The organism is Trinickia terrae (assembly GCF_005144415.1).
GTDB classification, from domain to species: Bacteria; Pseudomonadota; Gammaproteobacteria; order Burkholderiales; family Burkholderiaceae; genus Trinickia_A; species Trinickia_A terrae.
The window spans coordinates 157576-174407 of record NZ_SWJE01000011.1; the positions used below are offsets into that span (position 1 = coordinate 157576).

The 16832-nt window shown below is 63.8% G+C and carries 18 protein-coding genes; 11 read left to right on the forward strand and 7 right to left on the reverse strand.

Features of this window, described 5'->3' with window-relative positions; genetic code table 11:
• The 4 genes from FAZ69_RS21040 (at position 1) to FAZ69_RS21055 (ending at position 3091) form a co-directional block, all read left to right on the forward strand.
• Positions 1-1116: a dihydrolipoamide acetyltransferase family protein gene (locus FAZ69_RS21040; protein WP_136897018.1), complete on the forward strand. Its 1116-nt coding sequence runs from the start codon at positions 1-3 to the stop codon at positions 1114-1116.
• 181 nt (positions 1117-1297) lie between these two features.
• Entirely contained in the window at positions 1298-1570 is a 273-nt protein-coding gene (locus FAZ69_RS21045; RefSeq protein ID WP_136897019.1) for a metal/formaldehyde-sensitive transcriptional repressor, read from the forward strand.
• A 9-nt stretch (positions 1571-1579) separates the two neighbouring features.
• Positions 1580-2887, forward strand: coding sequence for a CDF family Co(II)/Ni(II) efflux transporter DmeF (gene dmeF / locus FAZ69_RS21050; protein ID WP_136897020.1), 1308 nt, complete (start codon positions 1580-1582; stop codon positions 2885-2887).
• A gap of 3 nt (positions 2888-2890) precedes the next feature.
• The gene (locus tag FAZ69_RS21055) at positions 2891-3091 is read left to right on the forward strand and encodes a DUF1289 domain-containing protein (RefSeq protein WP_136897021.1); all 201 of its coding nucleotides are present in this window, start codon (positions 2891-2893) and stop codon (positions 3089-3091) included.
• 114 nt (positions 3092-3205) lie between these two features.
• On the opposite strand, the gene FAZ69_RS21060 is transcribed toward FAZ69_RS21055, so the two are convergent.
• The 3 genes from FAZ69_RS21060 to FAZ69_RS21070 all read right to left on the reverse strand — a co-directional run bounded on the left by FAZ69_RS21060 (position 3206) and on the right by FAZ69_RS21070 (position 4841).
• Entirely contained in the window at positions 3206-4174 is a 969-nt protein-coding gene (locus FAZ69_RS21060) for a LacI family DNA-binding transcriptional regulator (RefSeq protein ID WP_136897066.1), read from the reverse strand.
• Between the two features lie 89 nt (positions 4175-4263).
• The gene (locus FAZ69_RS21065) at positions 4264-4629 is read right to left on the reverse strand and encodes a type II toxin-antitoxin system VapC family toxin (RefSeq protein ID WP_136897022.1); all 366 of its coding nucleotides are present in this window, start codon (positions 4627-4629) and stop codon (positions 4264-4266) included.
• Positions 4623-4841, reverse strand: coding sequence for a CopG family ribbon-helix-helix protein (locus FAZ69_RS21070; RefSeq protein WP_136897023.1), 219 nt, complete (start codon positions 4839-4841; stop codon positions 4623-4625). Before FAZ69_RS21070 ends, FAZ69_RS21065 begins: the two co-directional genes overlap by 7 nt.
• Before the next feature lie 239 nt (positions 4842-5080).
• On the opposite strand from FAZ69_RS21070, the gene FAZ69_RS21075 reads away from it, so the two are divergent.
• From FAZ69_RS21075 to FAZ69_RS21105, 6 genes are all read left to right on the forward strand, one after another.
• Positions 5081-6628, forward strand: coding sequence for a UxaA family hydrolase (locus FAZ69_RS21075; RefSeq protein ID WP_136897024.1), 1548 nt, complete (start codon positions 5081-5083; stop codon positions 6626-6628).
• A 114-nt stretch (positions 6629-6742) separates the two neighbouring features.
• Positions 6743-8083 carry an MFS transporter gene (locus FAZ69_RS21080; protein WP_136897025.1) on the forward strand — a complete coding sequence of 447 codons (1341 nt, stop codon included), beginning with the start codon at positions 6743-6745 and terminating at the stop codon, positions 8081-8083.
• Complete coding sequence (gene hpaI, locus FAZ69_RS21085) at positions 8052-8846, forward strand: 4-hydroxy-2-oxoheptanedioate aldolase (protein ID WP_240702384.1); 795 nt, start codon at positions 8052-8054, stop codon at positions 8844-8846. The genes FAZ69_RS21080 and hpaI overlap by 32 nt, the downstream gene beginning before the upstream one ends.
• 45 nt (positions 8847-8891) lie before the next feature.
• Complete coding sequence (locus FAZ69_RS21090; RefSeq protein ID WP_136897026.1) at positions 8892-10202, forward strand: MFS transporter; 1311 nt, start codon at positions 8892-8894, stop codon at positions 10200-10202.
• Between the two features lie 713 nt (positions 10203-10915).
• Positions 10916-11965: a cyclase family protein gene (locus FAZ69_RS21100; RefSeq protein WP_136897068.1), complete on the forward strand. Its 1050-nt coding sequence runs from the start codon at positions 10916-10918 to the stop codon at positions 11963-11965.
• Between the two features lie 259 nt (positions 11966-12224).
• Positions 12225-12437 (forward strand): type 2 periplasmic-binding domain-containing protein, encoded by a 213-nt coding sequence (locus FAZ69_RS21105; protein ID WP_136897028.1) that lies wholly within the window; start codon positions 12225-12227, stop codon positions 12435-12437.
• Between the two features lie 54 nt (positions 12438-12491).
• Here FAZ69_RS21105 and FAZ69_RS21110 read toward each other — a convergent pair whose 3' ends face one another.
• The 3 genes from FAZ69_RS21110 to FAZ69_RS21120 all read right to left on the reverse strand — a co-directional run bounded on the left by FAZ69_RS21110 (position 12492) and on the right by FAZ69_RS21120 (position 15077).
• A complete protein-coding gene (locus FAZ69_RS21110; RefSeq protein ID WP_136897069.1) occupies positions 12492-13493 on the reverse strand; it encodes an NADP-dependent oxidoreductase in 1002 nt (333 codons plus the stop codon).
• Between the two features lie 49 nt (positions 13494-13542).
• The gene (locus tag FAZ69_RS21115) at positions 13543-14352 is read right to left on the reverse strand and encodes an oxidoreductase (protein WP_136897070.1); all 810 of its coding nucleotides are present in this window, start codon (positions 14350-14352) and stop codon (positions 13543-13545) included.
• A 116-nt stretch (positions 14353-14468) separates the two neighbouring features.
• Positions 14469-15077: a TetR/AcrR family transcriptional regulator gene (locus FAZ69_RS21120; RefSeq protein ID WP_136897029.1), complete on the reverse strand. Its 609-nt coding sequence runs from the start codon at positions 15075-15077 to the stop codon at positions 14469-14471.
• Positions 15078-15534: 457 nt separating this feature from the next.
• On the opposite strand from FAZ69_RS21120, the gene FAZ69_RS21125 reads away from it, so the two are divergent.
• Positions 15535-15819: a hypothetical protein gene (locus FAZ69_RS21125; RefSeq protein ID WP_136897030.1), complete on the forward strand. Its 285-nt coding sequence runs from the start codon at positions 15535-15537 to the stop codon at positions 15817-15819.
• 67 nt (positions 15820-15886) lie between these two features.
• Here the strand turns inward: FAZ69_RS21125 and FAZ69_RS21130 are convergent, their stop codons facing one another.
• A complete protein-coding gene (locus FAZ69_RS21130) occupies positions 15887-16825 on the reverse strand; it encodes an AraC family transcriptional regulator (protein ID WP_136897031.1) in 939 nt (312 codons plus the stop codon).
• Positions 16826-16832 lie beyond the last annotated feature (7 nt).

The following is a 16832-nucleotide window of genomic DNA, read 5'->3' on the forward strand; positions in this document are numbered from 1 at the left end:
ATGAAGATCTTCAAACTGCCCGATCTCGGCGAAGGCCTGCAGGAAGCGGAGATCGTCGAGTGGCATGTCAAGAGCGGCGAGGATGTCGGCGCGGACCAGCCGCTCGTCTCGGTCGAAACGGCGAAGGCGATCGTCGAAATTCCGTCGCCGCAAGCCGGCCGCATCGCGAAGCTGTTCGGCCAGCCCGGCGACATCGTCCATCTGGGCGCGCCGCTCGCCGCGTTCGAAGGCGAGGCCGACGAAGCCGATGCGGGCACGGTGGTCGGGCACATGGCGGTCGGCCAGCAGGTCGTGCAGGAAACGCCGGCCGCGCTGGGCGGCGGGGCGGGCGCGGGGGCCGGCGCGATCAAGGCGATCCCGGCGGCGCGGGCGCTCGCGCGCAAGCTCGACGTGGATCTGGCGATGGTGACGCCGTCGGGGCCGGACGGCGTCATTACGCCGGCGGATGTGCAGCGCGTCGCGAAGGTCCTGGCCGAGCTGGGGCCGCCCGAAGTGCTGCGCGGCGTGCGGCGCGCGATGGCGCAGAACATGGCGCGCGCGCAGAACGAAGTGGCGGCCGCGACGGTGATCGACGACGCCGACATCCACGCGTGGGCGCCGCAAACCGACGTGACGATGCGCCTGATCCGCGCGCTGGTGGCCGGATGCCGCGCCGAGCCGGGCCTCAACGCCTGGTTCGACGGGCACGCGGGGCGGCGTCACGTGCTCGCGAAGATCGATCTCGGCATCGCCGTCGATTTGCCGGATGGCCTCTTCGTGCCGGTGCTGCGCAACGTCGCGCATCGCGATGCGGCGGATCTGCGCGGCGGACTCGACCGCATGCGCGCCGACATCCGGGCGCGCAAGATTCCGCCCGACGAGATGCGCGGCAACACGATCACGCTCTCGAACTTCGGCATGATCGCCGGCAAGTACGCGGCGCCGATCGTGGTGCCGCCGACGGTCGCGATCCTCGGCGCGGGGCGCATTCACGAGCAGGTGGTGGCGGCGGCCGGCGCTCCGGCCGTGCACCGGATGCTGCCGCTGAGCCTGACGTTCGACCATCGCGTGGTCACGGGCGGCGAGGCGGCGCGCTTTCTCGCGGCGGTGATCGCGGATTTGCAGCGGGCGCAGTAGGGGCGCTTGCGCTCGCTCAGGCGTAGCGGCCGGCCAGGCTTACCCAAATCCCGTCTAGTCCCGAGCGTTCGCCAAAACGAACGTTTTTGCGAACAGTTGCAAGCCTTCACCTAACGCAAGGTGACATACCCCCCTATCCTATATCGGTGATATACTCCCCCACGGTATATCGGAGGCTGTCATGAGCCACACAATTCGCGAAAAACAGAAGCTGCTCAATCGGGTTCGCCGCATAAAGGGACAAGTCGAGGCCATCGAGCGAGCGCTCGAGGAAGAGCAGGGCTGCGTGGATGTGCTGCAGCAAATCACGAGCTGCCGGGGCGCAATGAATGGGTTGCTCGCCGTGGTGCTCGAGGACCACATCCGCACCCATCTTGTCGATGCAGAATCCGCTGACGAACACGGCAGCGGAACCGAGCAGCTCATCGAGGTAGTCCACAGCTACTTCAAGTAAGAGGGAAACATGAGTGATTTCAAGAACGCCGCTTTCGGAGCGGGACACGACCACATCTTCCTGGGCGCGGCTCACGAGGAGAACGAACGCAGGACCTGGATGGTGATTGCGCTGTGCAGCGCAATGATGGTGGCCGAGATTGTCGGCGGCAGCCTTTTTGGCTCGCTGGCGCTCGTTGCCGATGGCCTGCACATGTCTACGCACGCCGGCGCCATGCTGATTGCCGCTCTGGCCTACACCTATGCGCGCAAGCACGCGACCGACTCCCGTTTCGTCTTCGGGACCGGCAAGCTGGGCGACCTCGCGGGCTTCACCAGCGCCATCGTGCTGGCAATGATTGCCCTGCTGATTGGGTATGAGGCTGTTTCGCGCTTCTTCTCGCCCGTGCCGATCCATTTCAGTGAAGCGATCCCCATCGCCGTGGTTGGCCTGCTGGTCAACCTTGCGAGTGTCTGGCTGCTCAGCGGCGACCACCACGGCCACAGCCATGGACATAGCCACGGCCATGGACATGAAGACGAACACGCGCACGAGGATGAGGTCCAGCGCATCTTCGGTACTGCCGGAGTGTTTGCTGTGTCGATCTTCGAAGATGGCGTCCCGCCGGTATTCCGTGTTACGCCGGAGACCGCGGATTCGAAGCTCACGTCTGACGCGGTCTCTGTCACGACGATTCGCCCCGATGGTATGCGCCAGACCTTTGCGTTTGCAGATCGGGGCGGCTACCTGGAATCGGAAGAGGACATTCCCGAGCCGCACGCATTCAAGGCGATTGTCCGCCTGCCGGATGGCGAACACGAAATCGAGTTTGCAGAGCACGAGCACGAGCACGAGCACGAGCACGGCCACGACCACGACCACGACGACGCACACGCTGCGGCGACCCGCGATCACAACATCCGGTCAGCGTACATTCACGTTATTGCCGACGCGGCGGTTTCCGTGCTGGCAATCATCGGTCTCCTGCTCGCTCGTGCGTTTGGCTGGCTCTGGATGGACCCGCTCGCGGGTATTGTCGGCGCGCTCGTGATCGCGAACTGGTCATGGGGGCTGATGCGCGACACGGGCGGTATTCTGCTCGACATGAACCCGGACCAGCGTATGGCCGAGAACGTCCGGCACGTGATTGAGAACCATGGCGACAAAGTGCTCGATCTCCATGTGTGGCGCCTCGGTCCGGGGCACATGAGTGCCGTCGTATCGATCGCGACTAATGAAGCGCAGCGCAGACCGAGCTTCTATCACGCCGCACTCAAGCGCTTCAAGGGACTGTCGCATGTGACGGTCGAAGTCAACCCAACTCGCGCAGCGGCCTGAGCGATGGCGCTCAAGTCGCCGTGCATCGACGTATGCGCCTTCGATGGCAAGACCGGGCTCTGCCTCGGCTGCTTTCGTACCCGCGACGAAATTCGGGGTTGGAAGAAGATGACTGACCACCGGCGCCATCAGGTTCTGAATGACAGATCTCGGCGACAGGCAAAGTTGGTGCGTGAGACGTCGACAGTTCCGGCGGAAGATTAAAAGGACTGGGTGACGGAGAGCGTGCACTGCTCATGGGGCGCCGCGTCGACGGCTCCATATCGCCCTTCGCCGGATACACCAACACGATGCAATGCGCCGTCCTGGAAAGCGTGACTACGCCGTTTCGCGCTCGATCAGCGTAAAGCCGACATCGACCTTGCGCGCCTTGCCCGCGCCCGTCTCGATCTTGTCAATCAGCATCGACGCCGCGAGCATGCCGATCCGCGTGCCGTCGATGCGGATGGTCGTGAGCGGCGGATCGGTGTCGGCGGCGAAGTTCTGGTCGCCGTAGCCGATGACCTTGAGCTGTTGCGGGACGGCCAGGCCGCGGTGGCGCGCTTCCATCAGCACGCCGAGCGCCATGATGTCGGCGCCGCAATAGACGGCGTCGATGCCCGGATGCTCTTCGAGCAGGCGGGCCAGCGCGCGGCGGCCGTCACCGAGGTTCGCGGGCGAGGCGACCGAGACGATGGGGATGCCCTCGGCGTTTTCGAATGACTTGACGAAGGCCTGGGCGCGCACTTGCGCGCGGTGGTCGCCGGGCGTCACGACCGCGGGACGCCGCGCGCCGCGTTCCTGCAGATAGCGCGCCGCCGCTTCGCCAACTTTCTGATGCGAGAAGCCCACGAGCATGTCGAGCGGCGAGCGCGTGATGTCCCACGTCTCGACGACGGGGATGCCGGCCGCGCGCAGCTTTTGCCGCGCGTGCTCCGAATGCACGACGCCGGTCAGGACAATGCCGGCGGGACGCCGGCCGACGATCGCATCGAGCAGCGCATCCTCGCGCGATTCGTCGTAGCCGCTCTGGCCGATCAGGAGCTGGTAGCCGGCCTCGGCCAGCTCGGCGGTCAGCGCGGCGACGGTTTCCTGGAACACGCTGCCCGCGATCGCCGGGATCAGCGCGACGATCAGGCGGCTGCGGTTCGACGCCAGCGAGCCGGCGATCAGGTCGGGCGTGTAGCCGGTTTGCCGGACGGCTTCGCGCACGCGCTCGAGTGTTTCGCTCGATACGAGCTCGGGCGTATTGAGCGCCCGCGAGACCGTCACCTTGGTCACGCCGATCAGCTCGGCGAGGTCGCTCAAGGTCACGCGCCCGGTGCTCTTGCGGGCGCGCCGCGCGGCGGGGCGCGGTGCTTGCGGAAGTTGCGGCGTCGGGGTCTTGGTCACGGCTTCTAAACCTTGTAGGGCACACGCACACCCGGTTCGTCCGCCGGAAAATCCTTCGTATTGCGCGAAACGAGCAACAGCGAATTCACTTGCGCGGACGCCCAGACAATCGCGTCGGGCAAGCGAATCCGCTTCTCTTGGCGAATCGCGACCGCGCGATTCGCGATCGCGTTGTCCACGGCGATGATGTCAAATGAGTTCAGCCATAAGCGAATCGCCCTGGCTTCGTTCGCCGTTGCACCAGCGAGAACTTCCATCCACGTGATCGTGCTGATTGCTCGAGACTCATAGCGCGACAGCTCCTTCTGGGCCGCGCCGATGCCGCCGAGGTAATCGATCAGGATGTTCGTGTCGAAAAGGGCTTTTACCATTCCGAGCGCAACTCCTGCTGGTATTCGAGGCCGTCGATTTTCTTGCTCTTCCACAGGCCGAAAACGTCGGCCCCGCGCAAGCGCTTGTGATCCGCGATATAGGCCTCGATCGCGTCGCGGATGAGCGCGGCACGAGGGCGCTGCTCTTCCTCCACGAGGGCTGCGAGCGCTTCGAGCTGTGTATCGGGTATGTCAACCAGGACTCGGCTCATTGCCATCTCCGTTGAGTGATATACATATCGTATATCAATGCGATTGCCCGTGCAAACGGGACGCAATGCCTTCGAGCACCGCCCGATGCATCCCCAAAAATCCCGCTGGCAATTCTCCCCGAAGCGTACTAGCATGGCATCCAATGTTACCGGTTACATAAACCGGTAACACCCCACATATGAAATACCAAAGGAGACGGCCGCGCAGCGCCGCGCGCGGCTACGGAGGACTCGACCGCATGCTCCAGGCAACCACGCATTTCAACGGCTCGCTCATCAAGCTCAATGACGCCGACAACGTCCTGATCGCACGCGAGACGCTCGCCATCGGCCAGCAGGTGCGCGTCGGCGAAACGTCGGTGCGCATGCGCGCGCAGATCGCGCCGGGCCACAAGGTCGCGGGGCAGCGAATCGCGCGCGGCGAGCCGATCCGCAAGTACAACGCGGTCATCGGCCGCGCGGCGCGCGATATCGAAGCGGGCGAGCACGTCCATGCGCACAACATCGAGCTGATCGACTTCGAGCGCGATCCGGGCTTCGGCCTCGACGTGCGTCCCGTCGACTACGTTCCCGAGTCCGGGCGCGCCACCTTCGACGGCATCGTGCGGCCGGACGGGCGCGTCGCCACGCGCAATTTCATCGGCATTCTCGCGTCGGTCAACTGCTCGGCGACGGCCATCAAGCACATTGCCGCGTGGTTCACGCCGGAGCGTCTCGCGGCTTATCCGAACGTGGACGGCGTGGTCGCGTTCGCGCAGACGAGCGGCTGTGGGATGTCCTCGCCAAGCGAGCATTTCGACGTCCTGCGGCGCACGCTGGCCGGTTATGCGCGTCATCCGAACCTGGCGGGCGTATTGGTCGTCGGGCTGGGTTGCGAGCGCAACCAGGTGGCCGGCCTGCTCGAATCGCAGGGACTGGAGGCCGGCCGTGCGCTGCACGCGCTCGTGATGCAGGACACGGGCGGCACGCGCGCGACGATCGAAGCGGGCATCTCCGCGATCCAGCAGATGCTGCCGGCCGCGAACGACATCGTGCGGCGTCCGGTGAGCGCGAGCCATCTGAAAATCGGCCTCGAATGCGGCGGCTCGGACGGGTTTTCCGGCATCACGGCCAATCCCGCGCTCGGCGCGGCGATGGATCTGCTCGTGCGTCACGGCGGCACCGCGATCCTCTCGGAGACGCCGGAGATCCACGGCGTCGAGTACATGCTCACGCGCCGCGCGGTGACGCCCGAAGTCGGCCAGAAGCTGCTCGACCGGCTCGCGTGGTGGGAGCGCTATACGCGCGGCCACAATGGCCAGTTCAACGGCGTGGTCGGGCCTGGCAACCAGCAGGGCGGCCTCGCCAACATCTTCGAGAAGTCGCTCGGCTCCGCGATGAAGGGCGGCACCACGCCGCTGCAGGCGGTCTACGAGTACGCCGAGCCGATCGATCGCGCGGGCTTCGTGTTCATGGATTCGCCGGGCTACGACCCGGTCGCCGTGACGGGGCAGATCGCGAGCGGCGCGAACCTCATCTGCTTCACCACCGGCCGCGGCTCGATGTTCGGCTCGAAGCCCGCGCCGACGCTCAAGCTCGCGAGCAACACGCCGATGTTCACGCGGCTTGCCGAGGACATGGACATCAACTGCGGCCTCGTGCTCGACGGCGAGCGCTCGATCGAAGCGATGGGGCAGGATATCTTCGAGCACATCCTGCGCGCCGCCTCGGGCGAGCGCACCAAGAGCGAATTGCTGGGCCTGGGAGACCATGAGTTCGTGCCGTGGCACATGGGCATCGTGAGCTGAGCGAGCCGACGATCGAGCCGCTTTAGCTTTATTTGGCACAGGTCATCGCGAACGGACGCCTCGAAGCGTCGCGCGATGCGAAGACGTGCAAGACAGAACGACCGGAGACAAGACATGCAGGATGCTTCGCAGCAGCCGCGCTCGAAAGTGCGCTGGCTGGTGGCCGGCCTGATGTGGGCCGCGATCGCAATCAACTATATCGACCGCACCGTGCTATCGGCGGCTGCGCCGCACATCCAGTCGGAGTTCGGCCTGGGCGCGATGGAGATGGGCATCGTGATGTCCGCGTTCTTCTGGTCCTACGCGCTGCTGCAATTGCCCGCCGGCATGCTCGCCGACCGCTTCGGGCAGAAGAAAGTGCTCGGGTTCTCGGTGTTCTGGTGGTCGGCGGCCACGGCCGTCACCGGGTTCGCGACCGGGTTCAAATCGCTCGTGGCGTTGCGCGTCGCGCTCGGAGCCGGAGAAGCGGGCGCTTATCCGAGCAACGCGGGCATTACCTCGAAGTGGTTCCCGCGCCAGGAGCGCGCGACCGTGGCCGGCATCTTCGACAGCGGCTCGAAGCTCGGCGGCGCCATCGCGATGCCGCTGATCGCCTTCCTGCTCGCGATCTTCGACTGGCGGATCACGTTCGCGATCACCGGCTTGCTCGGCATCGCGTGGTTCGCCGTCTGGCAATTCACGTTCACGGATTCGCCTGCCGCGCACAAGCGCGTGAATGCAGCCGAGCTCGCGCACATCCGGGAAGGCCAGGCCGCGCGGCTCCATGACGACGACAGCGCTCCGCCGCCCTGGCGCAAGCTGCTCGCGCACCGCAACATCTGGGCGATGTGCATCGGCTTCTTCATGATCAACTACAACTCGTACTTCTTCATCACGTGGCTGCCGACCTATCTCGTCAAGGCGCGCGGCCTCTCGATGATGGAGATGGGGATCATGGCGTCGCTGCCGCTGTTGGCCTCGATCGTCGTGGAGATTTTCGCGGGCTGGGCGTCCGATCGCGTCCATCACTCGGGCAAGCTCTCGCTCACCGCGACGCGCAAGCTCTTTCTCGTCATCGGGCTCGTGATGGCGTCGAGCATCGGGCTCGCGGCGTTCGCGCATTCCGCCGCGATGGCTGTCGTGCTGCTGTGCATCGCCAAGTCAGGGACGACGGTTGCCGCCTCGCAAGTGTGGGCGCTGCCGAGCGACGTGGCGCCGCGCAACGCGGTGTCGATGGTGGCCGGCGTGCAGAACACCGTGTCGAACATCGGCGGCGTGGTGGGGCCGATCGTGACGGGCGCCATCGTTGGCGCGACCGGCTCGTTCATTCCCGCGCTCGTGTTCTCCTCGGCGCTGATCGGGCTCGCGATTCTCAACTACCTGTTCCTGCTCGGCAAAGTGGAGCCGATCCGATTCGACGACAATCCTATGGAGCTTGATGCACATGTCGAGAGAAATGCCGATCTCAGCGCATAACCCGTTCAAGGCCGCACTCGCGCAAAAGCAGCGGCAGATCGGCTTCTGGCTTTCGATGGCCGACGGCTATCTGTCGGAAATCAGCGCGACCGCCGGTTTCGACTGGCTGTTGATCGACGGCGAGCATGCGCCGAACGATGTGCGCAGCATCCTCGCGCAGTTGCAGGCCGTCGCGCCTTACCGTGCGGAAGCGGTGGTGCGGCCCGTCAACGGCGATCCTGCGCTGATCAAGCGGCTGCTTGACATTGGCGCGCGCAACCTGCTCGTGCCGATGATCGATACCGCGGATCAGGCGCGCGCGGCCGTGTCCGCCGTGCGCTATCCGCCGCACGGCACGCGCGGCGTGGGCAGCGCGGCCGCCCGGGCGTCGCGCTGGGGCGCGCGCACCGATTATGTGAACATCGCCGATGATGAAACCTGCGTGCTCGTGCAGGCGGAAACCGCGACCGCGCTCAAGAACCTCGATGCGATCTGCGAAGTCGACGGCGTCGACGGCGTGTTCATCGGCCCGGCGGATCTGGCGGCGTCGATGGGGCATCGCGGCAAGCCGGGGCATCCCGACGTGCAGCAGGCCATCGATGCAGCGATGCGCACGATCGTTGCGTCGGGCAAGGCGGCCGGCACGCTGACGACGGATCCGGCGCTCGCGCGGCATTACCTCGAGCTGGGCTGCACGTTCGTGGCGACCGGCGTCGACATCGTGATGTTCGCCAACGCGGCGCGCAAGCTCGCCAGCGAATTCGTCGAGCCGCGCGCGATGTAGCTTGCTTGTCGCGATACGGCTTGCCATAGAGAGAGGAGACAACACATGCAGGGTAACGAAGCCCGCGGCAGCGTATCGCCGCAACGCGCGCAGACCGCTTCCCACGTCGCGCTGCTCAAGTCGCACTGGCGCATCGTTTTCGCCGCGACCGCCGGCTGGGCGCTCGACGCGTTCGACTTCACGATCCTGCTGTTCCTGATCCCGCATCTGGGCAAGGTGTTCAACGTCGGCTTGCCCGCCATGGCGCTCGTGGTGACGGCCACCGGTTTCGCCAAGATCGCGGGCACGATCGGCTGGGGGCTCGCCGCCGACCGCTTCGGCCGCAAGCTCGCCTTCATGGCGGCCGTGCTCTGGTTCTCGTGCGCGGCGGGCTTGAGCGGGCTGGCCTGGAGCTACGCGTCGTTCATGGTGATGCGGATCCTGTTCGGCATGGGCTTCGGGGGCGAATGGACGGCCTCCGTTTCGCTGCTGATGGAAACCGTGCCGGACAAAGTCCGGCCGCTCGCCTCGGGGATCATGGTCGCGGGCTACGAATTCGGCTACATGCTGGCCGCGCTTGCGTTTCACTTCGTGTTTCCGGTGCTCGGCTGGCGCTGGATGTTCTTTCTCGGCGTGCTGCCGGCGCTGCTCACGCTGTTCCTGCGGCGCAATGTGCAGGAGTCGCCCGATTGGGCCCGCAAGCATCGCGGCGAGCAAGCCCACGGCGCGTTCAGCACGTTCACGTTCAATCCGGCAGTCCTCCAGTCATGGCTCTTTTCCGCGGCGATCAACTTCATGCTCTGGGCCGTGCAGGTGCTGTACCCGACGTTCCTCCTTACCGTCCAGCATCTCGACTCGAGCCGGATCTTCCCGTTCGTGGTGGCGTACTCGGTGGGCTCGGTGATCGGCAAGCCGCTCTCGGGCTATGCCGCGAGCCGGATCGGCGAACGGCTGACGATCGTGCTCTTCCTCGCCGTCGTCATTCCGTCGACGGTGCTGTATACGCTCGTGTCGAGCCACTTGCTGCTCGGCGTTGGAGCCTTCTGCATGGGCATGTTCGCGAATGGCCTGTTCGGCATCCTGCCGCTCTATCAATCGCGGCGTTTCCCGGTGGCGGGGCGCGCCACCGGGATCGGCATCAGCTATGCGATGACGGCCGTCAGCGTCGTTGCGCCGTACGCGATTGCCCTGGTGACGCCGTCGCTCGGCTTGAAGTTCGGCATGGCGTCGTTCATTGCGGGCGGTGCGGTGCTGATGATCGCGATCAGTCTCTTCAATGCCGAGCGCTGGATGCCGCGTGATGAGCGCAAGGCGGCGGATGATGTGCGGACCAGCGACGAGCGCGAGGCATGGGTGGTCGGTGGCGCGTCGCAGTGAATGCAGTGGCGGGTTTTGGGTCTGGTTGGGTTTGTCGAGCAACTTTGAATTCGTGGCGGTGCGTATAGTCCGTCCCTGCCCGGGACCGGGGTCACTTTGGTCTTGCCCAAAGTAACCAAAGGCGTGTCCTGGGCGGACGGCCTTGGCCGAAGCGCACTCAGTCCTGTTGTCGGTATCGTTCTGTGGGCAACTGTTACCGCGCGCGGTACGTCCCGTTAGCACGCGGCACGGAATGGCGCTGCGTCGAAACAAAGCAAGCGCATCGGTTTAGCGACGCCGCATGTTGACTACGATTGAGAACAAGCACGAGCGCACGGCGCAGCATCGCAAGACAAACGTCTTTGGGCCTTGCCTGACCATCAGTATTGATTTGATTCGAATCGGCGCCATTCCGTGCCGCGTGCTAACGGGACGCACGGCGAGCGGTAACAGTGGCCCACAGAACGATACCGACAACAGGACTGAGTGCGCTTCGGCCGAGGCTGTCCGCCGAGGACGCGCTTTTGGTTACTTTTGGCAAGGACAAAAGTGACCCCGGTCCCGGGCAGGGACGGACTATACGGAACGGCGCGATATCAAAGTTGCTCGCCAACGCCAACGCCAACGCCAACGCCAACGCCAACGCCAACGCCAACGCCAACGCCAACGCCAACGCCAACGCCAACGCCAACAACCCGCCACAACCAAAACCGCAAGAGAGCCCCCCGATGGCAATGCCCGAAGAACGCCGCTGGACGATCCGCCCCGAAGACTCGACCTGGGGCGATTTCGGCCCCGACGATCAGCTTGGGCGCTTGAACCTGCTGACCCCGGAAAAGGTGCTGCAAGCCGTGCGCGAAGTCAAAACCGGACGCACGTTCTGCCTGAGCCTGCCGCTCGACTATCCCGGCGGCACCGCCTTGAATCCGCGGCGCAAGCCGCCGCGAATCGAGCCGACCCTGCGCGGCGACAAGCCGAACATGGTCTATCCGCTCTCGCGTGATAATCCGCATCTGCTCGACGTGATCTGCGACGACACGGTGCAGATGACGCTGCAGTATTCGACGCAGTGGGACAGCCTCGCGCACATGGGGCAATGGTTCGATTCGAGCGGCACCGGCAAGCCCGAAATGCTGTTCTACAACGGCTTTCGGGCGGGCGAGGAGATCGTGGGTCCGCTCGACTATCGCGTCGAAGGCGCGCCGCCCACGGGCCGCGCGAGCGGCGCAAGCAAGCTCGGCATCGAGAACATGGCGGCTGCCGGCGTGCAGGGGCGCGGTGTGATGATCGACTTGAAGCGGCACTTCGGCACGAAGCGCGTGGCGGTCGGATATCGCGAGCTGATGGAAGTGATGGAGGCCCAGCAGGTTGTCGTCGAGAGCGGCGACATGGTGTGCTTTCGCACGGGCACCGACGAAGCGCTGCTGGACATGGCCGGCGATCCCGATCTATCGCTTTTGGAAGGCCGCTTCGCCGCGTTCGACGGGCGCGATGAGAAGCTGCGCCGATGGATCGTCGATTCGAACGTGGTCGCGCTGATCGCGGACAACGCCGCCGTCGAGATGCTGCCGGCCGCGCCGTCGGCAAGCGAGCGTTACCCGTCGCATCCGCTGCACGATCTTTGTCTCTTCAGGCTGGGCGTCTATCTCGGCGAGCTTTGGCATCTGAGCGAGCTTGCCGACTGGTTGCATGCGAATGGACGCAGCCGCTTCCTGCTGACCGCGCCGCCGCTGCGCTTGCCGGGCGCAGTGGGGTCTCCCGTCACGCCGATCGCGAGCGTGTGACGATCGGCGCGGCGCGCGCCAGGCCTGCCTCACATTCACCATCCACGAAATGAATGGGGCGACCGTAAATTGATGAATTTGACGCTGAATCCCCGCGAAACCTAGACTGGGTCGAACGCTTTTCGAGTGGGGACTCCGTGGGCAACATCCGCAATACGGTTGAGCTTCGCGGCCAGACAGCGGCCGATCATGCCGAAAGCGCCATCGACCTGACGCTGCCAGCATTGCTCGCAGCGCGCGCATCGCGCTCGCGCCGGGCATGCCGCAGATCATTCGACGCACGGATTGGATGGTCACCGTGCCCCAGCGCGTTGCGCAGCTTTTCAGCGAGCGGGACGAGTTTGCGATTTATCCGTTGCCGGTTCAGCTTCCGGAGGTGGAGGTGACCGTGCATTGGCATGAGGCGTTCGATGCGGATGAGGGGAACCGGTGGTTCAGGGCGTTGATCGTCGACGCGCTGCATGAGGATTGAGGCGGGCAGCGGGCCGCATGTCTTCGAACTGGAAACCAACAGAGATCTCTCCTTCTATCGGATCTTGATGACGACCTTACCCTTTGCACGTCCTGTTTCGACGTAAGCCAAAGCCTCTCGCGTTGATTCAAACGGGAAAGTCCGATCGATCACAGGCCTTATCGCGGCTGTGTCGACAAGCTTGGCGATCTGGGCTAGTTGATCCCCATCGGCACGCATAAAGAGGAATGAATAGCCGACATCACGACGTCTCGCCGCCTTTCGGATGCGATAGCTTAGAAACCGCATTGCCGTTTTCAGGAACCAGGAGGCACCCATCTGCTTGGCAAAATCAGGATCGGGAGGACCGGCGATCCCGATCAGCTTGCCACCCGGCTTGAGCACTTGAAGTGATCTTTCGAGCGTATTTCCGCCCTGCGTATCCAGCACCACGTCGCAGTCTTTTAATACAGCGGCAAAGTCGTCTTTCTTGTAATCGATGACGATATCCGCACCGAGCTGCTTCATTAATCCGACATTCGCGGCGCTCGCTGTCGTCGCGACGGTCGCGCCCAGATGCTTCGCCAGTTGAATAGCAAAGGTGCCGACACCGCCAGAGCCGGCATGTATAAGCACCTTCTGCCCCTTCTTCAGTTGCGCTCGTTCTACCAACGCCTGCCACGCAGTCAAGCCCACCAACGGGATTGAAGCTGCTTCTTCCATACTGAGCGCTTTGGGCTTGAGCGCCACGGCGTCTTCCTTGATCGCGATAAATTCGGCGAAAGTGCCGATCCGATCTTTGGGCGGTCGCGCATACACCTCATCACCCGGCTTCAATCGCTGCACGCGCGATCCGACGCGGACAATGATCCCAGCCAGGTCGTTGCCCAAAATCAGCGGCAAACGATAGGGCAAGATTAGCTTGAACTCTCCATCCCTGATCTTTGAATCGAGCGGGTTCACGCCAGCGGCGTGAATCTGGATCAATACATCGTCCTCACGCAGTTCCGGAACCGGCATATCGCCGGCTCGCATGCCATTCTTGCGTCCATATCGATCGACGACGAATGCCTTCATCATGGTTCGTTGTTCCTTGTCGGTTTCTCGGTGCGTGAAGTAATACCGTCTACGTTGTGAGCCGCAGATCTTTGCGAATGCCGGCGTCCACCAGACCCACAGGCGCAAATCTGCTTAGCAATCGCAGACGGCCGGCGAGTCCTCCCGCTGCATAGCGGAGTTTCGGGCGCACCGCGAGAGCGGCCCGCAATACGGTTTCGGCCACAACCTCAGGACCGTCAGCGCTCTCGACCACTTCCTTGACTCGCTTTTCCAGGGCCGTGCGCACCTCGCGGTACTCGTCGAGGGGAGCATCGGGCGCCATGAGGTTCGTGTCGAACGGCGTTTTGATGTAGGCAGGCTCAATGACCGATACCCGGATGCCCATCGTGCGCAACTCGTGATCGAGCGACTCCGAATAGCCCGCTACCGCGTGCTTGGTGGCGGAATACAGCGCCATATAGGGCATGGGCAAGAAACCCAGCACGGAGCCGATGTTGATGATGCGGCCGCGACCTTGTTGCCGCATATGGGGCAGCACGGCACGCGTCATGCGGATAATCCCGAAGAAGTTCGTATCGAAGATTGCACGGGCTTGGTCAAGCGAACTTTCTTCGGCGGCGGCAGGGGCGACGCCGAAACCGGCATTGTTCACCAACAGGTCGATGCGGCCGTGCAAGCGCAGCACTTCCTTGACGGCGGCTTCGACTGATGCTTCGCTGGTCACGTCCAGAGGTAGCATTTCGAACGCCTGCTGGCCGGCTTGTGCACCGCGCCGACTGGTGCCGTAGACCTTGTACCCAGCCCTAGTCAGGCGGTTTGCCGTGGCTTCGCCGATACCTGATGAGGCGCCCGTAACGAGGGCTATTCCGCTTTTCATCATGTCCTTCCAGTAGTGAGAAATGTCTTTACATGGTTAGTTGAACATTCATTTCGCCATAAAAATGATGGTAATCATATTTTTTCCCAAGCAAAAAAGCGCACCGGGCAAGCGGATTACTCATCCGTGGGTGCGAATTTTTTCAGTGCGGTTTCAAGAAAACTGTCCGACAGCTTGGGGTCGTCGACGGCGCGCGCCAGCACCATGGTGCCGACCATAGTGGCAACGGTCAGAAGTGCCTGTTCATGCGCGCCCGGCTGCCCCCAGTCGGGCAATTGGCGCGCGACGACATCGATCATCTCCTTGATGCGGCGGGTGGCCGCGCGCCGCACGAGCGGCGCCTGGCGCGGCATCTCCGAGCCAAGGGCAGAGACCGGGCAGCCCGTCTCTATGGCGTCGCGGTGCTCCTTCGAAAGATAGGCACGCACCATCGACGGCAATGCCTGCTCCGGCGGCACGGAAGCGGCGATTTGCTCCGACAGGGCCACCGCCTCAGCACCGGCGCGGTCAGCCGCTTCGGCAAGCAGCGCCTCCCGCGATGGAAAGTGCGCGTAGAAGCCGCCATGTGTGAGGCCGGCCTCCTTCATGATGTCGGCCACTCCCGTCCCGTCGTAGCCGCTGCGCCGAATTGCGCGCGCGGCAACCTCGACGATGCGCTCGTGAGTGATTTCCTTACGGCTGGCGGTTTTTCGATTCAATGAGGATTTGTTCATGATGATCATCATATATCACTTCTGCACAATTTGCTGTTCGGAGCAATCTCGATGGGGATCAAGGCCTCCACCAAGCAGCGCCAGCATGCGTAACTCTCTTTAAGACACTGAGGCCCGAGCTCGGTGTTTCATGTCGGTGGTCTTCGCAGGCGTCGCCGCACGCTCACCTCCATGTGAATGAGGGCGGGCATCGAATAACCCGATATCTTTCCTTGCTGCTGCCTCGGACATTGCCTGCTCCCCTATCGAAGGTATTCTGTCGCCCAGAATAGACGCGAACCGTCTGCGGACATAGCATCACAAATGACATTATTCGAGTCATTTACGCCATCCGTATCCTCGTATTTCCTTTGGACGGAGTGGTTCAGCTTCCGGAGGTGGAGGTGACCGTGCATTGGCACGAGGCGTTCGATGCGGATGAGGGGAACCGGTGGTTCAGGGCGTTGATCGTCGACGCGCTGCATGAGGATTGAATCAAGTCTCCGTGACATGGAGTGACGGGAGCGATCAGCGCGTGTGGTCGGGGTCGCTGAAAGGCGTGGTTCATGGAAACCAGCTGCGCGTGCGCTTTTGCAGCGATGGCGCGTTCGGGAATGAAGAATTCGTTTGCCCGAATTACGAGCCGGAATCGGATCTCTTTGCGCTTCGAGGCGGCAAGCTGGTTTGGTACAAGAAGCAGGATTCGGGATTTGAGCGGTATATGACGCTCAAACGTGTCGCGGCCCGCAGGGAGCGCAAGAAGCCGGGGGAATGAAGCCTGGCGTCGCCAGACCTTCCTCCGATCACCTGAGCTTGAGCGGGTCGTTGAAAACGAATCGAGTTCATACCGCCTCGCTCAAGCGGCGCCGCTCGACGCGATAGCGCCCGGGGCTGATGCCGGTCGCGCGCTTGAACGCGATGCTGAACGCCGTGTCCGACAGGTAGCCGATGCGTTCGGCGATCGATACGAGCGGCTCGTCGGAGCTCTTGAGCGCCGTCATCGCGATCGCCATGCGCCATTGCTGGAGGTACTCGAGCGGCGCGCTGCCCACCATCCGGCGGAAGCGCGACGCGAACGCCGTGCGCGACATGCCGACGTTCGACGCCAGCGCTTCGATCGTCCAGCGCCGCTCGGGCGAGCCGTGCATCATCGACAGCGCCGAGCCGACCCTGGCGTCGGATAGCGCCTTGAGCCAACCGTCCGCGAGTTCGCCGCTGGAAATGTACGCGCGCAGGGCCTGCACGAGGACGAGCGTCGCGAGACTTGTCTTCGCGACGTCGGAGCCCGGCGCCGTGTCGTCCGTTTCCATCCTGAGCAGCGCGAGCACATGAGAAAGCGCATGCGCGGCGACATCGGCGGCGCGCAGATGAATGAGCGGCGGCAAGTGCTTGAGCAGCATGCCTGTCACGTCGTTGTCGAAGATGAAGCGTCCGCTTGCAAGACTGACAGGCGCGATATCGCCGGGCCCGCGAAATCTCACGACGCCGTCCGCGCCGCGAATCGACCGGTAGGTTGCAGGGCCGTCGAGCAAGGCGCAGGCGGGAGCGCTCGCCGAACAGAACGGCTGCCCGTTCGTCAGCAGATAGACATCCCCCTCTTCGATGACGCGGTGCCCGGCGTCGCCCTCCATCCGCAGATAGAGCCTTCCGCGCAGCACGGTGCCGAACTTCATGTGCTGATACGCGGGAAACCGGAAGGCCCATGCGCCTTCGCCCTCGAACCGCGACGAGAGGCCGCTGCGCACCTTCAATACCGACAAGACGTCGGACAAAGCGTCCATAAATGTA